This is a genomic window from Nostoc paludosum FACHB-159 (genome assembly GCF_014698835.1).
Taxonomy (GTDB): Bacteria; Cyanobacteriota; Cyanobacteriia; order Cyanobacteriales; family Nostocaceae; genus Nostoc; species Nostoc paludosum.
Map to the genome: position 1 here is coordinate 238,814 of NZ_JACJTU010000003.1, position 16,708 is coordinate 255,521.

The 16,708-nt window shown below is 42.0% G+C and carries 13 protein-coding genes; 8 read left to right on the plus strand and 5 right to left on the minus strand.

Going from position 1 to position 16,708, the window contains the following annotated elements; all coding sequences use genetic code 11:
- Positions 1 to 133: 133 nt before the first annotated feature.
- A complete protein-coding gene (locus H6H03_RS04820) occupies positions 134 to 895 on the minus strand; it encodes a 3'-5' exonuclease (RefSeq protein WP_190954005.1) in 762 nt (253 codons plus the stop codon).
- 234 nt (positions 896 to 1,129) lie between these two features.
- Between H6H03_RS04820 and H6H03_RS04825 the strand changes: the two genes are divergently transcribed.
- Positions 1,130 to 2,431 carry a pentapeptide repeat-containing protein gene (locus H6H03_RS04825; RefSeq protein ID WP_277926128.1) on the plus strand — a complete coding sequence of 434 codons (1,302 nt, stop codon included), beginning with the start codon at positions 1,130 to 1,132 and terminating at the stop codon, positions 2,429 to 2,431.
- A 75-nt stretch (positions 2,432 to 2,506) separates the two neighbouring features.
- Here H6H03_RS04825 and H6H03_RS04830 read toward each other — a convergent pair whose 3' ends face one another.
- The 3 genes from H6H03_RS04830 to H6H03_RS04840 all read right to left on the minus strand — a co-directional run bounded on the left by H6H03_RS04830 (position 2,507) and on the right by H6H03_RS04840 (position 4,916).
- Positions 2,507 to 2,719, minus strand: a complete 213-nt coding sequence (locus tag H6H03_RS04830) for a type II toxin-antitoxin system HicB family antitoxin (protein WP_190954007.1) — start codon at positions 2,717 to 2,719, stop codon at positions 2,507 to 2,509.
- Between the two features lie 167 nt (positions 2,720 to 2,886).
- On the minus strand, positions 2,887 to 3,840 hold the full coding sequence (locus H6H03_RS04835) for a heme o synthase (protein WP_190954008.1): 954 nt from the start codon (positions 3,838 to 3,840) through the stop codon (positions 2,887 to 2,889).
- A gap of 140 nt (positions 3,841 to 3,980) precedes the next feature.
- Positions 3,981 to 4,916, minus strand: a complete 936-nt coding sequence (locus tag H6H03_RS04840; protein WP_190954009.1) for a COX15/CtaA family protein — start codon at positions 4,914 to 4,916, stop codon at positions 3,981 to 3,983.
- Positions 4,917 to 5,409: 493 nt separating this feature from the next.
- On the opposite strand from H6H03_RS04840, the gene H6H03_RS04845 reads away from it, so the two are divergent.
- From H6H03_RS04845 to H6H03_RS04875, 7 genes are all read left to right on the plus strand, one after another.
- Positions 5,410 to 6,501 carry a cytochrome c oxidase subunit II gene (locus H6H03_RS04845; RefSeq protein WP_190954010.1) on the plus strand — a complete coding sequence of 364 codons (1,092 nt, stop codon included), beginning with the start codon at positions 5,410 to 5,412 and terminating at the stop codon, positions 6,499 to 6,501.
- Between the two features lie 83 nt (positions 6,502 to 6,584).
- Positions 6,585 to 8,321, plus strand: a complete 1,737-nt coding sequence (gene ctaD, locus H6H03_RS04850; RefSeq protein WP_190954011.1) for a cytochrome c oxidase subunit I — start codon at positions 6,585 to 6,587, stop codon at positions 8,319 to 8,321.
- A gap of 146 nt (positions 8,322 to 8,467) precedes the next feature.
- A complete protein-coding gene (locus H6H03_RS04855) occupies positions 8,468 to 9,094 on the plus strand; it encodes a cytochrome c oxidase subunit 3 (protein ID WP_190954012.1) in 627 nt (208 codons plus the stop codon).
- A 577-nt stretch (positions 9,095 to 9,671) separates the two neighbouring features.
- The gene (locus tag H6H03_RS04860; protein WP_313931790.1) at positions 9,672 to 10,880 is read left to right on the plus strand and encodes a serine/threonine-protein kinase; all 1,209 of its coding nucleotides are present in this window, start codon (positions 9,672 to 9,674) and stop codon (positions 10,878 to 10,880) included.
- 265 nt (positions 10,881 to 11,145) lie between these two features.
- A complete protein-coding gene (locus H6H03_RS04865; protein ID WP_190954014.1) occupies positions 11,146 to 12,213 on the plus strand; it encodes a PstS family phosphate ABC transporter substrate-binding protein in 1,068 nt (355 codons plus the stop codon).
- Between the two features lie 472 nt (positions 12,214 to 12,685).
- Positions 12,686 to 13,000, plus strand: coding sequence for an RNA recognition motif domain-containing protein (locus H6H03_RS04870; protein WP_190954015.1), 315 nt, complete (start codon positions 12,686 to 12,688; stop codon positions 12,998 to 13,000).
- 499 nt (positions 13,001 to 13,499) lie between these two features.
- Positions 13,500 to 15,104: an NAD(P)H-quinone oxidoreductase subunit N gene (locus tag H6H03_RS04875; RefSeq protein WP_190954016.1), complete on the plus strand. Its 1,605-nt coding sequence runs from the start codon at positions 13,500 to 13,502 to the stop codon at positions 15,102 to 15,104.
- Between the two features lie 185 nt (positions 15,105 to 15,289).
- On the opposite strand, the gene H6H03_RS04880 is transcribed toward H6H03_RS04875, so the two are convergent.
- Positions 15,290 to 16,672, minus strand: coding sequence for an ATP-binding protein (locus H6H03_RS04880; protein ID WP_190954017.1), 1,383 nt, complete (start codon positions 16,670 to 16,672; stop codon positions 15,290 to 15,292).
- Between the last annotated feature and the right edge of the window lie 36 nt (positions 16,673 to 16,708).

Consider the following 16,708-nt stretch of genomic DNA (forward strand, 5'->3'; position numbering starts at 1 on the left):
TTAGATATAGGCTATCTTAAAAAAGACAGCCTATCTTAACTTAAAGTTAAAAATTGATCACACCTCTAGCTAACGGGTGAGATAACATAGGGGCAATCGCTTTATTTCAGGAAATAAATGAACTTCGTCTATATTACTGACAAAATTCAATTTGGTTTACCATAAAAGGAAGTTCTTTGGTATCATCCACAGCCATTTGCCTGACCCAACTCTTAAGTTCAGGAATCCATTTAAAACCTGCCTTTTTTGCAAGTTCCCTATTGTCATAGGTTACAAGAGCTTTAAACCAAGCTTTGGGTCTTAACGCCATTTGAAACATGCCGTTCAGGTTTTCCATCCGATCAAAAAGATATGCGATCAATTGACAGTCTGTTAATGCCCTATGATTTCCAAAAATACCAATATCATGCGCTGCTGCTAATTCAATAAGAGATTGACCAGATCGGATTTGACGAGGCCATTTGAAGTCAGTACAGGTACAAACCCAAGGGAGTGGTTCATTGTTAGAGTTCGAGAAAACAGGTAATAGATTTTTTCCATTATTTGAAGAACCAAACCACTTTCGATCAAACTCAGCATTGTGTGCCACAATTACTTGCGCCTTCTTAGCCATCTCAGTTATCATCCACACACTTTCAGCCACTTGTTCTTCTGTTATTTCCATTAACGGTGCTGGCTTAATCCGGTTTATATGCTCTGCCGGATTATCCTGTGCTGGGAGAAGAGCTGAATATTGTGTGATAGTGGTTTGGTGCTTCACCGAATACAGAATAGCTGCTAACTCTACAATTTGGTCTGTCTTAATGTCTAAGCCTGTGGTTTCTGTATCAAGAATTAGAACCTGATCGGGTGTAGGAAACTGAGCATTGGATGAAACGAAGGAATTTTGGGTCATAATAGAAGTAGAAATAAATAATTGAAAACATGCCTACCAAGTTGGAAGCTTGGGGGCATTTTTTTTGGCATTTTGCAGCCGATTATATACAGATTAATTTACTGATATAATTTTGTCAATCATAACGTGATTATTTTCTATAGTGTTACTAGTTCGGAAGCGCAATTAATAGTCACTATCGGCATTATTGTCATAGACCTCTTGATTAAGTTTTAAGTAGTGAGCAGAGTATTTATGAGAAAAATTTGCTGTAGGTTAAAAGATTTTATGAAAAAACGGCATTTATCGCAGTATCAACTAGCCAAAGAAACTGGTATTAGCGTTAACGCCATTGGCAGGCTTTACAAGGAGGAGTTTGACCGGATTGATTGTCACACGGCTGCGGTTTTGTGCGAGTACTTCCACTGTGACTTATGTGAGCTGTTTCCACTTGTGGCTGACTCCTCAGCAAGAATGAAAGAGGATGAAATTCTACAAAAATATCAAGCTGGAGAGAGAAATTTTTCTGGAGTAGACCTGAGAGAGGCAAATCTCAGTGGGCAAAACTTGACCGGGGTAAACTTGACTGGAGCTATTCTTGCTAGAGCCATCCTGCAAAATGCTGATTTGAGCAAGGCAAATTTGGATCAAGCAGACTTGGGACAAGCAGATATGGAAGGAGTAAACCTAAATGCTGCGAGCCTAAGAACAGCAAAGCTTAGTTCAGCTAGACTAGTTTCTGCAAAATTGATGTATGCCGAACTAACTGAGGCTGATCTCAGTGAGACTTACCTAGAAAAAGCAGATATGAAATGGGCAAACCTCAGTAGTGCAATCTTAAAAGGAGCAAAATTAGATAATACAAATATAGTCAGAGCTAATTTAAGACAAGCAGACTTGACGAATGCCAAACTCAGGAAGGCTGATCTGAGTTGGGTAGACTTACGTGAAGTCAAGCTTATCGATGCTGATCTTAGTGATGCGACGCTAGAAGCCAGCAGCTTAACTGATACTGATCTTAGTAGAGTCAATCTTAGTAGAGCCGATCTTAATCACGCTGATCTTAGTAGAGCCAACCTCAATAATGCTGACCTTACTAATGCTAATCTAACTAAAGTAAATCTCAGTGGAGCTAATCTCAGTGGAGCTAATCTCAGTGGAGCTAACCTAACTCAAGCCAACTTAAAAGACACTTATGTAAGTAATATCATTTTGACTGGTGCTAATTTGAGCCACACAAACTTGAGTAGCTTTAACCTCAATAGTATTAATTTAAGTGGTGCTAATTTAAGTGGTGCTAATCTCAGTAATGCCTCTCTAAAGGGTACAGACCTCAGTTACGTCAAATTCGATGATACAGATATGAAGTATGCTGACTTAACTGACGCTGACCTTACTGGGACTGAACTTTATGGTAATGACAAGTATGGTATTATACAGCCGAAGGCGGACATAAGGGGAACAATATCACCTTCAGGAGATGTTTACAATGATGACATGAGTAATGGTATGGACTATGAGCGCAGTCCTGAAGACGAGTTATCTGAACATTTCTAGTTGTTAGGCTTGAATTGATTTTTGCTGAGAGAGTGATTGCAATAGTATTTGATCAAGTTCCGTGAATTAAGTAACTTACCCATCAAGTATCGGTAGAGTATGACCCAAACGCAATCCTAGTACAATCCATCCTTCAAGACTATCTTGTAAATCTTCCCGACAAGCTTCTAGTGTTGTAGCGTTTGCCCAGACTCCTTGACATTCTGGAATTTCCCCATAGAAAGTTCCATCTTCAAGCAACTCATAAATTGCTTTGTGCATTGCTGTACGAATGTAATCTGTCAACATTTATATTTTTTACAACTTCATTTAGCTTTTTAATCAATTTTGTGATAATTAAAATTTTACTTTTAATCGCAAATCTGCCAAACTCTAATTATTATGTGTAATTTATAATTTCTAAAAATACGATCGCGCCCCTTTTACCAAACGCGATCGCATTAATTTTTCTCCCCTTAACTAATAAAATGCAGTCTATTAATTACTGCACTAATTAGATGATGAGTAATAGGAAGACTATCAATTACCATCCCTAAACATAACAGCATCATGTAGGAAATGGAATAGAGAAATAACTCTCTAGCGACAGTACGATCTTCTGGATTTTGCAACAATCGCCAAGATTTGTGGATAAATAATCCTCCCAAACTAAGGGCGATCGCAGCATAAAGAACTCCACTCGCACCTAAGGGATAAACTAATAACACTGTTGCAACTACAGTAATCAAGGTATAATACCAAATTTGCCGTACTGTTGCTGTATCCCCTTTAACTACCGGTAGCATCGGTATCCCGACTTTGGCGTAGTCGTCCCGAATCATCAAAGCTAATGCCCAGAAATGGGGCGGTGTCCACAAAAAGACGATGGCAAAAATTAACCATGCTGCCCAGCTTAAAGTGCCGGTCACAGCAGCCCAACCCACCAAAGCCGGAATTGCCCCAGCAGCACCACCAATGACGATATTTTGGGTGCTGTGGCGTTTTAGCCAGTGGGTGTAGACCAAAATATAAAAGACAATCCCAGAGAAAGCTAGCACTGCGGCTAACAGATTGGCGAAAACTGCCAGTAGTGTAAACGAGATTGTTGCTAGAGCGATCGCAAAAATTAGAGCATCACGCGGCTGCACCTTACCGGAAGGCATGGGGCGATGGCGCGTCCGCTCCATGTCATAATCAATATCCCGGTCATAGATACAGTTAATTGTCTGGGCACTTGCAGCAGCCAGAGTGCCACCAGTCAGAGTTACTAGTAACAGCAATGGGTCTACCTGTCCCTTAGCAGCAATCCACATACTGCCAGCTGTAGTAATCAAAAGCAAGGGAATAATCCGAGGCTTAGTTAGCTGGTAGTAACTTTGAATTACTTGGAAAAAAGTTTGGTGGTGGCGAGAGACATTAGTCTCAATCATGTTGACTCTGGTTCCTTATTTTTCAATAACTTATATGCAGCCCCCGCTCAAGCTGGCTCTTTGGGTCTAACGAAAATACTTATTCGCACTTGCGTGGGTCGCATCGTCAGTGCTGAGTAGTTCCCCATTTCTCCATCTCTCTACTCAGCATTAAGCACTCGTTGTTCAGCAGTAACTGAATCACGCGATGATAGAACTGTAAAAGCCACTAAAGTACCAAGCAAAGCAGCTCCTACAGCTTGGTGGGACACAGTGAGAGGTTCGACTTGGAGGTGTAATTTGAAAGTGGCGAATCCCAACAAAATTTGTAAGCTCAACAATGCGCCAGCCATATTTGCCAGTCGCCGCAAGGCTGGATGTAGCGCCGGTGTACGCCAACTGAAAAATACCATTGCCAAGGTTGCCACAGTTGGCGGCACCAAACCAGCAATATGGCTGTACATTACAGTACAAAGTTGAGAATCGCCGAAGCATTGGTGTAGCGCCCAACGAGATCCTACTAAAGCACCTAAGAGACTTTGCAGGTAAACCAAAACAGCAGCAGTTAAACCGACCCAAGGCAACTTACCAACCGTTCCAGTTCCTTGATAGGGTGTGAGTGCGGTGCCGATAATCAACAGGGTGGTAAAAAACAATAACGCCGTTCCCAAATGGGCGGTAACGATATCAAACCGCAACAATTCGGTGACGGTGAGTCCTCCCAAAACACCTTGGAAGACGATGAGAAACAGGGCAAATGTAGATGCCCAAGGCAGCCAACTGGGTAGCGAGCGACGGTGCCACCAGGATAAACCAAAAAGTGCGATCGCGCTGACACCAATTAAGGCAGCATCTAATCTGTGAAACCACTCTAAGAATACCTGGAAATTCATTTGCTTAGCTGGCACCAATTCGCCATAGCACAATGGCCAATCTGGACAAGCAAGCCCAGCATTCATCACGCGGGTGGCAGAACCTATCGCCATCAAAATCAAAGTGGCTATGCACATTCTCCACACCAAGCGACGAATCATTTCCTTGGGCTTTTGTTGCTCAACTGCCGCTTGATTTTGTTGTTGTAGGACAATTTCATTCATGAACAGTACCTTCTGCCCGCTCTTGGTGGATCTCTAATAGATTCTTAATTTTCAATATTGAACGGACACTTTGCAAAACAGGGGGAACCCCCCGAAGTTCTGATGGTCGGAAACCTCCGCTCAGACTTCTCTTTGCAAGCAAGTGTCCTCCCCATCTCCACCCTAGCGTATACTCTAGGGGTTTATAGATTGGCACTCACTTATACTTTGAATCACTCTCGCTATGTTTTGCCTGAAGCTTTAGGTATTTTTCAAGATGTGAAAAATCGATTGGTGGCAGTTAATTTAACCATCCTAAATTTTTCATTAAATTTTTCTAGTGATTTGCATCTATTTTTGGGAATATCTGTTAGTCACCTTTTACTCAAAATTAGTAAGATACCCAAAAAAATTAATAAAAATTTCAGATATTTAGACCCTATGTCTTACAGCCTAGACTACCTTAGTAAGTGAGCAGCTTTGAGATAACGTAGTAAATTCAATTAAGTAAGCCGTGAAGATTCCAAGTTCAATATGGACATTACTCATTGGCATCGTGCTAACTCTAACCAGTATTTGGTACGGTCAAAATCATGGTCTGTTGCCAGCAGCAGCCACAGATGAAGCCGTCTTAGTCGATGGTCTGTTCAATGCGATGATGGTCGTTTCTACAGGTATATTTCTAATAGTCGAAGGTGTTTTGATTTACTCTGCATTTAGATACCGTCGGCGTGCAGGTGACAATGAAGACGGGCCACCAGTCGAGGGCAATGTACCTTTAGAAATACTCTGGACGGCGATCCCAGCAATTATCGTTATCGGTATTTCTGTTTACAGTTTTGATGTGTACAACGAAATCGGTGGCTTCGATCCTCATGCCATCCATGAAGCCCCGATTACTCAAGAACAGTCGATGAAAATGCCTGGGCATGGAAGTGCCATAGCTGCGACTTTGAGCGATACACCTCCTAGCACCGAACCCAACCTCAATCAAGAAAAATCTGATGAGGCCATGCAAGACCCAGCGACAGCCCAAGTCCGCAATGCTGACCAAATTCCCCAAAAGCCGGATGCTCCAGGTGTCGGTAGTGTTGCTCCCACAATTGGAGGCAGTCCCGATAAAGCAGGTAAACCAGCAGCATTGCAAGTCAACGTCACAGGTCTACAATATGCCTGGATTTTCACCTACCCGGAAACTGGGATCACCACAGGGGAAATGCACGTTCCCATCGGCAAAGAAGTGCAAATTAATATGACAGCCAACGATGTGATCCATGCCTTCTGGGTGCCAGAGTTCCGTCTCAAACAAGATGCAATCCCCGGTAGGCAAAGTGAGATTCGCTTCACACCCAACAAAGTAGGCGATTATGCTCTAATTTGTGCTGAACTTTGTGGCCCATACCACGGCGCCATGAGAACAACAGTGGTAGTTGAGCCAGAAGAAGCTTTTGAGAAATGGCAACAAGAGCAGTTAGTTGCCAGTAAAGAAACTCTAAATAAAGCCGTTGCTGTTAACCCTGCGGATTTATCCCCACATGAATTTCTTGCCCCCTACACCAAGGACATGGGAATTCAACCTGAGATGCTCCATCAAGTTCACCACTAGTCAATATGTCATTTAGTCAAAATCTAATGACTAATGTACAGACGTAGCAATGCTACGTCTCTAGCACCTAATGACTCATTCCTATGACACAAGCTCAGTTACAAGAAACTGCCAATATCTCCGCTCATGGTGAAGAACCACCTGTGAGAAAATGGCAAGATTACTTTACCTTCAACACCGACCATAAGGTGATTGGGATTCAATACCTAGTCACGACATTCATTTTCTACTGTATTGGTGGCGTGCTTGCTGACTTAGTTCGTACAGAACTGCGAACGCCAGAAGTAGATTTTGTCACCCCAGAAGTCTACAACAGCTTATTTACGCTGCACGCTACAATCATGATTTTTTTGTGGATTGTGCCAGCTGGTGCGGGTTTTGCTAACTTCCTGATCCCCTTGATGATTGGGGCAAAGGATATGGCATTTCCCCGCTTAAATGCTGTTGCCTTTTGGATGATCCCGCCTGCTGGTTTGTTGCTAATCGCTAGTTTACTAGTCGGTGATGCGCCCGATGCAGGTTGGACTTCCTACCCTCCTCTGAGCTTGGTAACAGGTCAGGTAGGTGAGGGAATTTGGATTATGAGTGTCCTCCTACTCGGTACATCATCGATTTTGGGGGCAATTAATTTCCTCGTCACATTGCTGAGGATGCGTATCCCAGGTTTGGGGTTCAATCAATTGCCTTTGTTCTGCTGGGCGATGTTTGCTACTTCGGCATTAACTCTGGTATCTACCCCAGTGTTAGCAGCAGGTTTGATTCTGTTAGCTTTTGACTTAATTGCTGGGACGACATTTTTTAATCCTACTGGTGGCGGCGATCCCGTTGTGTACCAGCATATGTTCTGGTTTTACTCGCACCCAGCGGTGTATATTATGATTTTGCCCTTTTTTGGGGCAATCTCAGAAATTATCCCCGTGCATTCGCGCAAGCCAATTTTTGGCTATAAAGCGATCGCCTATTCTTCCTTGGCTATCAGTTTTCTAGGGCTAATCGTCTGGGCACACCACATGTTTACCAGCGGTATCCCCGGTTGGCTGCGGATGTTCTTCATGATCACCACCATGATCATCGCCGTACCCACTGGAATTAAAATATTCAGCTGGTTGGCAACAATGTGGGGTGGAAAAATTCAACTCAACTCCGCCATGTTGTTCGCAATGGGCTTTGTTGGCACCTTTGTGATTGGCGGCATCAGTGGCGTGATGTTAGCAGCAGTACCCTTTGATATTCACGTCCACGACACCTATTTTGTAGTGGCACATTTACACTACGTTTTATTTGGTGGTAGCGTTCTCGGTATTTATGCCGCAATTTACCACTGGTTCCCGAAAATGACGGGACGGATGCTCAACGAATTTTGGGGTAAGGTTCACTTTGCCTTGACACTTGTCGGTTTAAATATGGCCTTCTTACCCATGCACAAGCTAGGGATGATGGGCATGAACCGCCGTGTTGCTCAGTACGATCCCAAATTTACTTTACTGAATGAAATTTGCACTTACGGTGCTTATATCCTCGCGGTTTCCACATTTCCCTTCATTATCAATGCGATTTGGAGTTGGTTGTACGGAGAAAAAGCTGGTAATAATCCCTGGAGGGCACTAACCTTAGAGTGGATGACTACCTCACCGCCAGCGATCGAAAATTTTGAAGGAACCCCAGTACTAGTTACAGGCCCCTACGACTACGGCTTGGAAAAGGCGAAAGAAGGCGTACCCTTATCCGATCCCAATCCAGTGTTGTCTGCTGGGCCAAACTCGGTATTAAGAGCAGAACCCGATCCAGCGGTTGCTGCTAATCCCGAAGATCGGAAATAAATTGATTGGGGCATTGGGTATTGGGCATTGGGAGTCTGGGAAGATTTTTTATATAATCTTCCCATTCTTCCCTCTCCCCCCACATTCCCTATTCCCCATGCCCCATCCCCCATGCCCTATTCCCAACTCTACATTTATCAAAATTCATGCAAAGTCAGACAATTGACCCAGCTAAAACTGAACTGAATCATCACCATGCAGCAGAAGCATCTGTCGGGCATCATGAAGAACATCCAGACCATCGTTTGTTTGGGCTAATTGTCTTCCTGATTGCTGAAGGGATGATTTTTATGGGACTGTTCGGAGCCTATCTGGCTTTCCGTGCTACCCTACCTGCTTGGCCTCCAGAAGGTACTCCAGAGTTAGAACTATTACTACCCGGTGTTAACACTGTCAATCTGATTGCTAGTAGTTTTGTCATGCACAATGCCGACACTGCTATCAAAAAGAATGATGCGCGGGGTGCGCGGATTTGGTTAGCAATTACCGCCGCGATGGGTGCTGTTTTCTTAGTAGGGCAAGTATATGAATATACTCATTTAGAATTTGGTTTAACTACCAATTTATTTGCCAGTGCATTTTATGTTTTGACTGGTTTCCACGGACTGCACGTTACTATCGGCGTTTTAGCGATTCTTGCCGTATTGTGGCGATCGCGCGTTAAAGGTCATTACAGTAGTGAAAAACACTTCGGCATTGAAGCTGCGGAAATTTACTGGCACTTTGTTGATGTGATTTGGATTATTTTGTTCGGATTACTGTATTTGCTGTGAGTATTAATTATTAGTTGTTCACTCCACGCGAACAACTTAATCAGCCTCCTTTGGGGGCTTTTTTATTTTCAGTATCAAGTCAGACGCTCATACCAATAAGACAGAGAATGGCTACAGAAGCGATTAATCGTCTCTGTAGTGCAATAGGAGTAGTATAGTTCTCTATTTCTGCACTATCGCAGTTGAAGCATTTAGAACATAAACCGATGGTAAAAAGCTGACAAAAATAGATTTTCAACCCTATTGCCTATTGCCTATGACCTCGTATACCAGTCCAAAGACATAGAGTTTTAATTACTTACAGTATTGCATTTACTTTATTGATCAAAGCTTGTATTATTTATACTTATTTATAGGTTAAAACTTCAATTTCAGACCAAACCATAAAACTGCCCTCAAGCATATGAAGTCTGGGAAGATGATTGCCTCAAGATTGAAAAATCAAGGGGCAAGTATTCATTCTCTCACCTAAGCTATGACAAACACTGACGGTCAGTAATTAGCAGGTAGTATACGCCACATGAGCCAGAAACCTCCGATCAAAAAAACATTCAGGAGTAGCTTTGAGACTGTTAAAGTGTTGGAAAGCCCAGAGTCTGGAAGAAGCTACTCTTTAAAAAGTGCAATAGGTAATAGATATCACCAGGGTTTTGTTAGAAAAACACTTAGGAATCGCTTTCAAATTATTAAACAGTTGGGAAGCGGAGGATCTGGCGATACATACTTAGCTGTAGACCTAGATTTACCAGGAAGACCACATTGTGTTGTCAAGCATTTCCACCCAAAAGATCCTAATCCTACTGTTGGGGCGATCGCTAAAAAATTATTTGCCAGAGAAGCAGAAGTATTATATCAGCTAGGTAACGACCACGAGCAAATTCCCAGATTGTTTGCCCATTTTGATGAAGATGGGGATTTCTATCTAGTCCAAGAATATATTGACGGTCATTCCTTGACTCAAGAAATTATCCCAGGTCAACGCCTGAGAGAAAATACAGTCTTGAATTTATTAAAAGACATCTTGGAAGTGTTAGCCTTCGTGCATGAACACAACATTATTCATCGAGATATTAAGCCGCAAAATTTAATGCGGCGACACTCCGATGGCAAGATTGTGTTAATTGACTTTGGAAGTATTAAAAAAATTGGTGCTTTAGGAGCTGGTTTAACCGTTGTGGTTGGCACTCCTGGTTATATGCCGAGCGAACAAGCTAAAGGAAAGCCAAAACTTTCGAGCGATATCTATGCAGTAGGTATGATTGGCATTCAAGCTCTCACAGGCTTAATACCTAGCCAGCTACAAGAAGATCCCAATACTGGGGAAGTTATCTGGCGGCATCACGCACAGGTAAGCGATGCTTTTGCAGATATTTTAGACAAAATGGTTTGCGATCGCCATAGCCAACGTTATCAATCTGCCGCAGAAGCTTTGGAAGCCCTTAATTCCGATTTGGTGGGATTACAGTCATCACAATCTGGTGGGCTAAAGCAAAATATTGTCGATAGTTATTTTCTAGCTTACAGGAATTTTATTTTGTTGCTGGGCATCGGACTCGGCGCTAGCACTAGTTTGATAGTAATTATTTTAATCTATACATTTCTGAATGCAAGTACATCGCTTCCACAGCAACCTACTCAATTAAAAAATATCATAGAAAAATTTATTCATCAGTCACACTTAACTAATATAAATACCTTAACTACCCAAACAGAATCTAATCAAAGCAATTGCACCGTTGCAAAGACCACCCAGCAAATTAAATTTAACTGCATTACAAACAATTAATTATCTATTTGGAAGATTTTTTAAAAAGTAATAAATGATGTATTAAAGCTTGAAATCCTCCTAAATCCTCCTGTAAAAAAAAGGCTTTAATTAGCTCACTGCCCCCTTGGAAAGACTTGGTTAGGGATATATAGCGATGAAGAAACTAGGTAGTGAATTGCTGACGAAAGCTTTACTTAAAACTTAAATATCGACAGATTTTTAAAGGGTAAATACTGAGAAATTACTGTACTATAAATACTATCAATAAAAAAAATTTAAAAATATGGACAATACCAACCAAAGAAAAGCTTTAATTAACGGCGAAATTGCCCTTTTTCTTAGAGGTTTGATTATTGGTAAAGTATTGACACTGATGGTCATTGGCGGATTACTTTGGTGGTTACTCAAGCCAAACTTATTATCCCGTAGCAGTGTTAACTCCTACTCCTCTAATCAAAATGTAAACAGCTCCTCTAATTTTCAGGCAATTACGGATGTTCCAAGCGGCTCATTTAACTACGGTGGTAGTACAGCTTGGGCATCTATCCGGCAATTAGTAGATTCTCAGATTCAAAGCGATCGCCCTGAACTACAATTACGCTATGTAGACCCTACAAAGAATAGCCCTGGCTCTAGTTCAGGTATTCGCATGTTGCTTGATGGACAATTGGACTTTGCTCAGTCCTCCCGTCCCCTGACAGATGAAGAAAAAGCAATTGCAACCCAACGAGGCTTCACCCTTGAACAACGTCGGGTAGGCATTGATGGAATAGCAGTGGTAGTCAACCCATCATTGAAAGTACCAGGTTTAACTGTTGACCAATTGCAGCAGATTTATTCTGGACAAATTACTAACTGGGAACAAATAGGTGGGCCAAATTTGCCCATCGTACCTTTTTCTCAACGGCCAGAAAATGCAGATACAGTAATATTTTCTAGCAATAACAACTCGAAGGGGCAAGCATTTGGCTCCAATGTACAGTATGTCTACTCGACTACAGAGGCAGTGCGTCAACTCAGTAAAACCCCTGGCGGACTGTATTACGCTTCTGCTCGTTCAGTAGTTCCTCAGTGTAGTGTGAAGGCTTTACCATTGGGTCGCACTTCTAGTGAGTTAATTCCCCCCTACCGCGAACCTCTGGTGTCACCTGAAAACTGCCTACGTCAGCGTAATCAAGTAAATACTGAGGCTATTAGAAATGGTAGCTATCCAATGACTGCTGAGATGTTTGTAATTATTAAGCAAAATAAAGGGCGAGAACAGCAAATAGGGGATGCCTACACCAAACTTTTATTAACTGAACAGGGGCAAAAAGCAATTGAGCAAGCTGGTTTCGTTGCAGTTCGCTAGTAAAATTTGGAGGATAATTAAGCCCCCTTTTGGGGGTTTCATTGACATTTGTGCAATCAACTGCTGAAGGCAAAATATTCTCTAGCGATCGCAAATCATATCATGTCCAGCTAATGAATTACGATTGACAACCAGTTTGAAGCCACTAATGAAAACCCGTTAAAACAATAAAATTATTCCGTGAAGCAATTTGCTGGATCGACTGGGGAATAGAACCAGGAAAATTTGGTGTAAAAACCCGATCTAAGAAATAAACAGTACGGTAAAAAATATAAATAGTAAGTATAGACAAAAATGATGCATTTTACCATACATCAGGACAAATGCACGAATTCGGGCTTGCCCAAATCGAAAGTTATGGTAGGATAATTTTGGAGAAGTTAAGTTCGGCGATACGAATCTTGTTGTTAGTAATAATTGCAAGCGGCTCTCCGGATGAACATCTCTGCATCAATGGATTCTGGAGAGTTTCATGTCAATCTACGTAGGGAACCTATCCTACAGCGTCACACAAGACGACCTTAGTAAGGTATTTTCCGAGTATGGCGCCGTCACACGCGTTCAATTACCCACAGACAGGGAAACAGGTCGCGCACGGGGCTTTGGTTTTGTGGAAATGGAATCATCAGCCGCAGAAGATGCTGCTATACAGGCTTTGGATGGTGCCGAATGGATGGGTCGTGTAATGAAGGTTAATAAAGCCAGACCACGAGAGGAGAAAGGCGCTCGCTCTGGCGGTGGTGGTTGGCAAAAAAATAATAATAGTGGATACTCACGAGGCTATTAAGTTTTGAGACGATTCACGACGGCAAAAGCATCATAGCGATGTCTACGACGGGCTACGCCTACGCCAAGCAAAAACTATCACCAAATTAGCAGTTTAGTATAAAACTGAATCTGCGAAGTTTTAATAAGCAGTTCAGGATATGGCTGAGCTGCTTATTTATTTAGATTTGAATTTCGATCGCAAAGCAGCCAAGCCTGCACTTGAGCATAATTTAATCTGATGGTGGCCATAGTTGTTATAGCAGGCAATAGGCAACAGGCAACAGGCTTACGAAAGTTTTTTGGGAGGCTGGGTTTTACGGTAAGCTGATGTCCTATATGATTCAACAGTTATACTCCACTTTTTTGTTCTGATTCCTGTTAGCGCAGTGGGGCGTAGCCATTCTGAATTCTGACTTGTGAATTCTGAATTCTTCTTTTTAATGCAACTTTGGTAAAGAACAATAGATAGAATGAACAGAGTTAGCCTTAATGTCTAATCGCCAAAACCTATACATCTCATGGATTTTGCTAATCTTGCATCCCAGTTAAATGCTGGAACGATCTTACCAGAGGGAATTGTGATTCTCACCCTCTTGGGGGTTTTGATTGTTGATTTGATTTTGGGGCGTACATCCTCGCGCTGGGTTGGATACCTAGCGATCGCAGGTTTATTGGCTTCGATTGTCGCCCTGTATTTTCAATGGGATGCTCTCAATCCCATCTCTTTTAGCGGCGGTTTTAACAGTGACAACCTTAGTATCGTCTTTCGCGGTATCGTCGCGTTGTCTGCCGCTTTTACTATATTGATGTCAATTCGCTACATTGAGCAGAGTGGCACCGCTTTAGCAGAATTCATCGCTATTTTGCTGACCGCTACCCTTGGAGGGATGTTTTTATCCGGGGCTAGTGAGTTAGTCATGATTTTCATCTCACTAGAAACCCTGAGTATCTCCTCTTACTTGTTAACAGGTTATACTAAGCGTGACCCCCGCTCTAACGAAGCGGCGCTGAAATACCTGTTAATAGGAGCTTCCAGTACAGCAGTATTTTTGTACGGAGTATCATTGCTGTATGGGTTATCAGGTGGACAAACTGAACTAAGTGCGATCGCCACTGGCATTGCCACAGCTAAGGCTGGTCAATCTTTAGGTTTAGTGATTGCTCTGGTTTTTGCGATCGCAGGTATTGGCTTTAAAATCTCCGCCGCACCGTTCCACCAGTGGACACCAGACGTTTACGAAGGCGCTCCCACCCCAGTAATTGCCTTTTTATCTGTAGGTTCCAAAGCAGCCGGGTTTGCTCTAGCTATCCGCTTGCTAACAACAGCCTTCCCCCTTGTAGCTGAGGAATGGAAGTTTGTCTTCACTGCTCTGGCCGTTCTGAGTATGATTTTGGGTAACGTAGTTGCCCTAGCCCAAACCAGCATGAAACGGATGCTAGCTTATTCATCCATTGCCCAAGCGGGGTTTGTGATGATTGGCTTAATTGCTAGCACACAGGCAGGTTACGCCAGCATGATATTTTACCTCCTGGTCTACCTATTCATGAACCTGTGCGGCTTCACCTGCATCATTCTGTTCTCCTTGCGTACAGGAACCGACCAGATTGCCGAATACTCCGGACTATATCAAAAAGACCCACTCCTAACACTGGGCTTAAGTATCTCCCTACTTTCCTTGGGCGGTATTCCACCATTAGCTGGGTTTTTTGGTAAGATTTACTTGTTTTGGGCTGGTTGGCAAGCAGGTCTTTATGGATTAGTCTTGCTGGGCCTAGTTACTAGCGTCGTCTCCATTTACTACTACATTCGCGTAGTCAAGATGATGGTAGTCAAAGAACCCCATGAAATGTCCGACGCAGTGAAGAATTATCCTCCAATACGTTGGAATTTGCCTGGATTTAGACCTTTGCAAGTTGGCTTAGTGGTTACTCTAATCGCCACTTCCATTGCAGGCATTTTGTCAAATCCACTATTTACATTGGCTAACCATTCCATCTCCCATACTGCAATTTTGCAAGCAACAGTCAATAGCACTGTACAAGCACAAAATCTACGAGTTGTGCGAAAGTTAGATTCGGTAAGTCAGTCTCAATCCTCAGTTGATGCGACTGCTAAAATTTAACTATTTGAAGCTCAATACAAGTTTGTGCTATTGAAGAAGCGCCTGTTTGCTAATTAGCAAGCAGGCGTTTTTCAAGTTGGATTCACTAAACCAAAATTCAGAATAGTGTACACAACTAGAGAATTAAATATAAAAATTCTTCTTATCCCTCCTGCCCCCTGCCTCAAAACCAATCAATTTGTACCTCATGCAAATGAAAGCTGCTGTAAGTTAACAGGTATCTTAATTAAAAATTCTGCACCTTTTCCCGGAGTAGAAAAACAGTTAAGTTGTCCGCCATGTTTTTCCACTATAATTTGATAGCTTATAGATAGACCTAGCCCAGTACCTTTACCCACGGGTTTAGTCGTGAAAAATGGATCGAATAGCTTTGAGCGAACTTGTTCGTCAATTCCAAAACCATTATCAGCAATAGTAATCGCTATCCACTTTTTATCTATTAGTTCAGTGGTAATTTGAATTTGCGGTTTGTCAGTTGTTTTTGAATTGGCTGCTGACCACTGGCCAGCGACTGCGGACTTTTCTAAAGCATCGATCGCATTAGCCAGGATATTCATAAATACTTGATTTAGTTGACCGGGGTAGCAAGTTACATTGGGTAGTTGACCATATTTTTTAATGACTTTTATTTCTGGACAGTCATGCTTAGCTTGCAGTCGATGATCCAAAATCATTAAAGTACTTTCAATTCCTTCATGGATATTAACTTGCTTAAGTTCGGCTTCATCAAGTCTCGAAAAATTTCGCAATGATTTAACAATTTCTTGGATGCGCTGTGTTCCCGCTGTCATTGACTCGAAGAGTTTAGTTATATCTTCAATCAAAAAACTCAAATCTATCTCTTCTATTTGCTTTTGAATCTCTAGAGGAGGATCTTGACAAATTTGCTGATAAATTTCTATTAATTTCAGTAAATCTTGAGTATATTTATGGGCATGATGAAGGTTACCATAAATAAAACTTACGGGGTTATTAACTTCATGGGCAATCCCAGCTACCATCTGGCCTAAACTAGACATTTTCTCAGCTTGGATCAGCTGAGTTTGAGTAAGCTGGAGTTCATTTAATGTTTTTTGTAAAGCAGTTGTACGTTCTTCAACCCTAATTTCTAATTCTTCATTCGCTTTCTGGAGTTCTAACTCAGCCTGTTTACGTTTTTGAACTTCTTTTCCTAACTCATCAATTTTTTGGTTGAGAAGCACGAAATTATTGCTGGCTAAAGTTCTATTTTCCAAACGCAAAAGAATTAAAGCTGAAGATTCAGGAGACCAAGGTTGAATAACTGCTCCTTGAGTGCGACATATTAATGTTTGCCCGTCATTTTTACGTAAAGTTAATGAACCTAAAATCATTGCTCTGCTAGTCGAACAAGCTTGTAGGTATTTGATAATATCGCTCGCAGGCTGAGTTGCCAAATCAAAGAGCGTTTTCCCTTGCAGTTCCTGACGGCGTAATGTCAGCATATCTGCTACTGCTTGATTGGTAGCTAAGACTTGACCCTCATTGGTCACTAAAAGTAAAGGTTCTGGTAAAACTATGGCAAGTTCAAGAAATTGTTCAGGAGTCATGAGGCTTGCAATTTAAACTTGGACTACACTTTACCT

Coding starts and splice junctions, on each gene's coding strand:
- H6H03_RS04875 (WP_190954016.1), top strand. CDS start 13,500: ATGGATTTTGCTAATCTTGCATCCCAGTTAAATGCTGGAACGATCTTA.
- ctaD (WP_190954011.1), top strand. CDS start 6,585: ATGACACAAGCTCAGTTACAAGAAACTGCCAATATCTCCGCTCATGGT.
- H6H03_RS04855 (WP_190954012.1), top strand. CDS start 8,468: ATGCAAAGTCAGACAATTGACCCAGCTAAAACTGAACTGAATCATCAC.
- H6H03_RS04830 (WP_190954007.1), bottom strand. CDS start 2,719: ATGTTGACAGATTACATTCGTACAGCAATGCACAAAGCAATTTATGAG.
- H6H03_RS04835 (WP_190954008.1), bottom strand. CDS start 3,840: ATGATTGAGACTAATGTCTCTCGCCACCACCAAACTTTTTTCCAAGTA.
- H6H03_RS04870 (WP_190954015.1), top strand. CDS start 12,686: ATGTCAATCTACGTAGGGAACCTATCCTACAGCGTCACACAAGACGAC.
- H6H03_RS04820 (WP_190954005.1), bottom strand. CDS start 895: ATGACCCAAAATTCCTTCGTTTCATCCAATGCTCAGTTTCCTACACCC.
- H6H03_RS04840 (WP_190954009.1), bottom strand. CDS start 4,916: ATGAATGAAATTGTCCTACAACAACAAAATCAAGCGGCAGTTGAGCAA.
- H6H03_RS04880 (WP_190954017.1), bottom strand. CDS start 16,672: ATGACTCCTGAACAATTTCTTGAACTTGCCATAGTTTTACCAGAACCT.
- H6H03_RS04865 (WP_190954014.1), top strand. CDS start 11,146: ATGGACAATACCAACCAAAGAAAAGCTTTAATTAACGGCGAAATTGCC.
- H6H03_RS04825 (WP_277926128.1), top strand. CDS start 1,130: ATGAGAAAAATTTGCTGTAGGTTAAAAGATTTTATGAAAAAACGGCAT.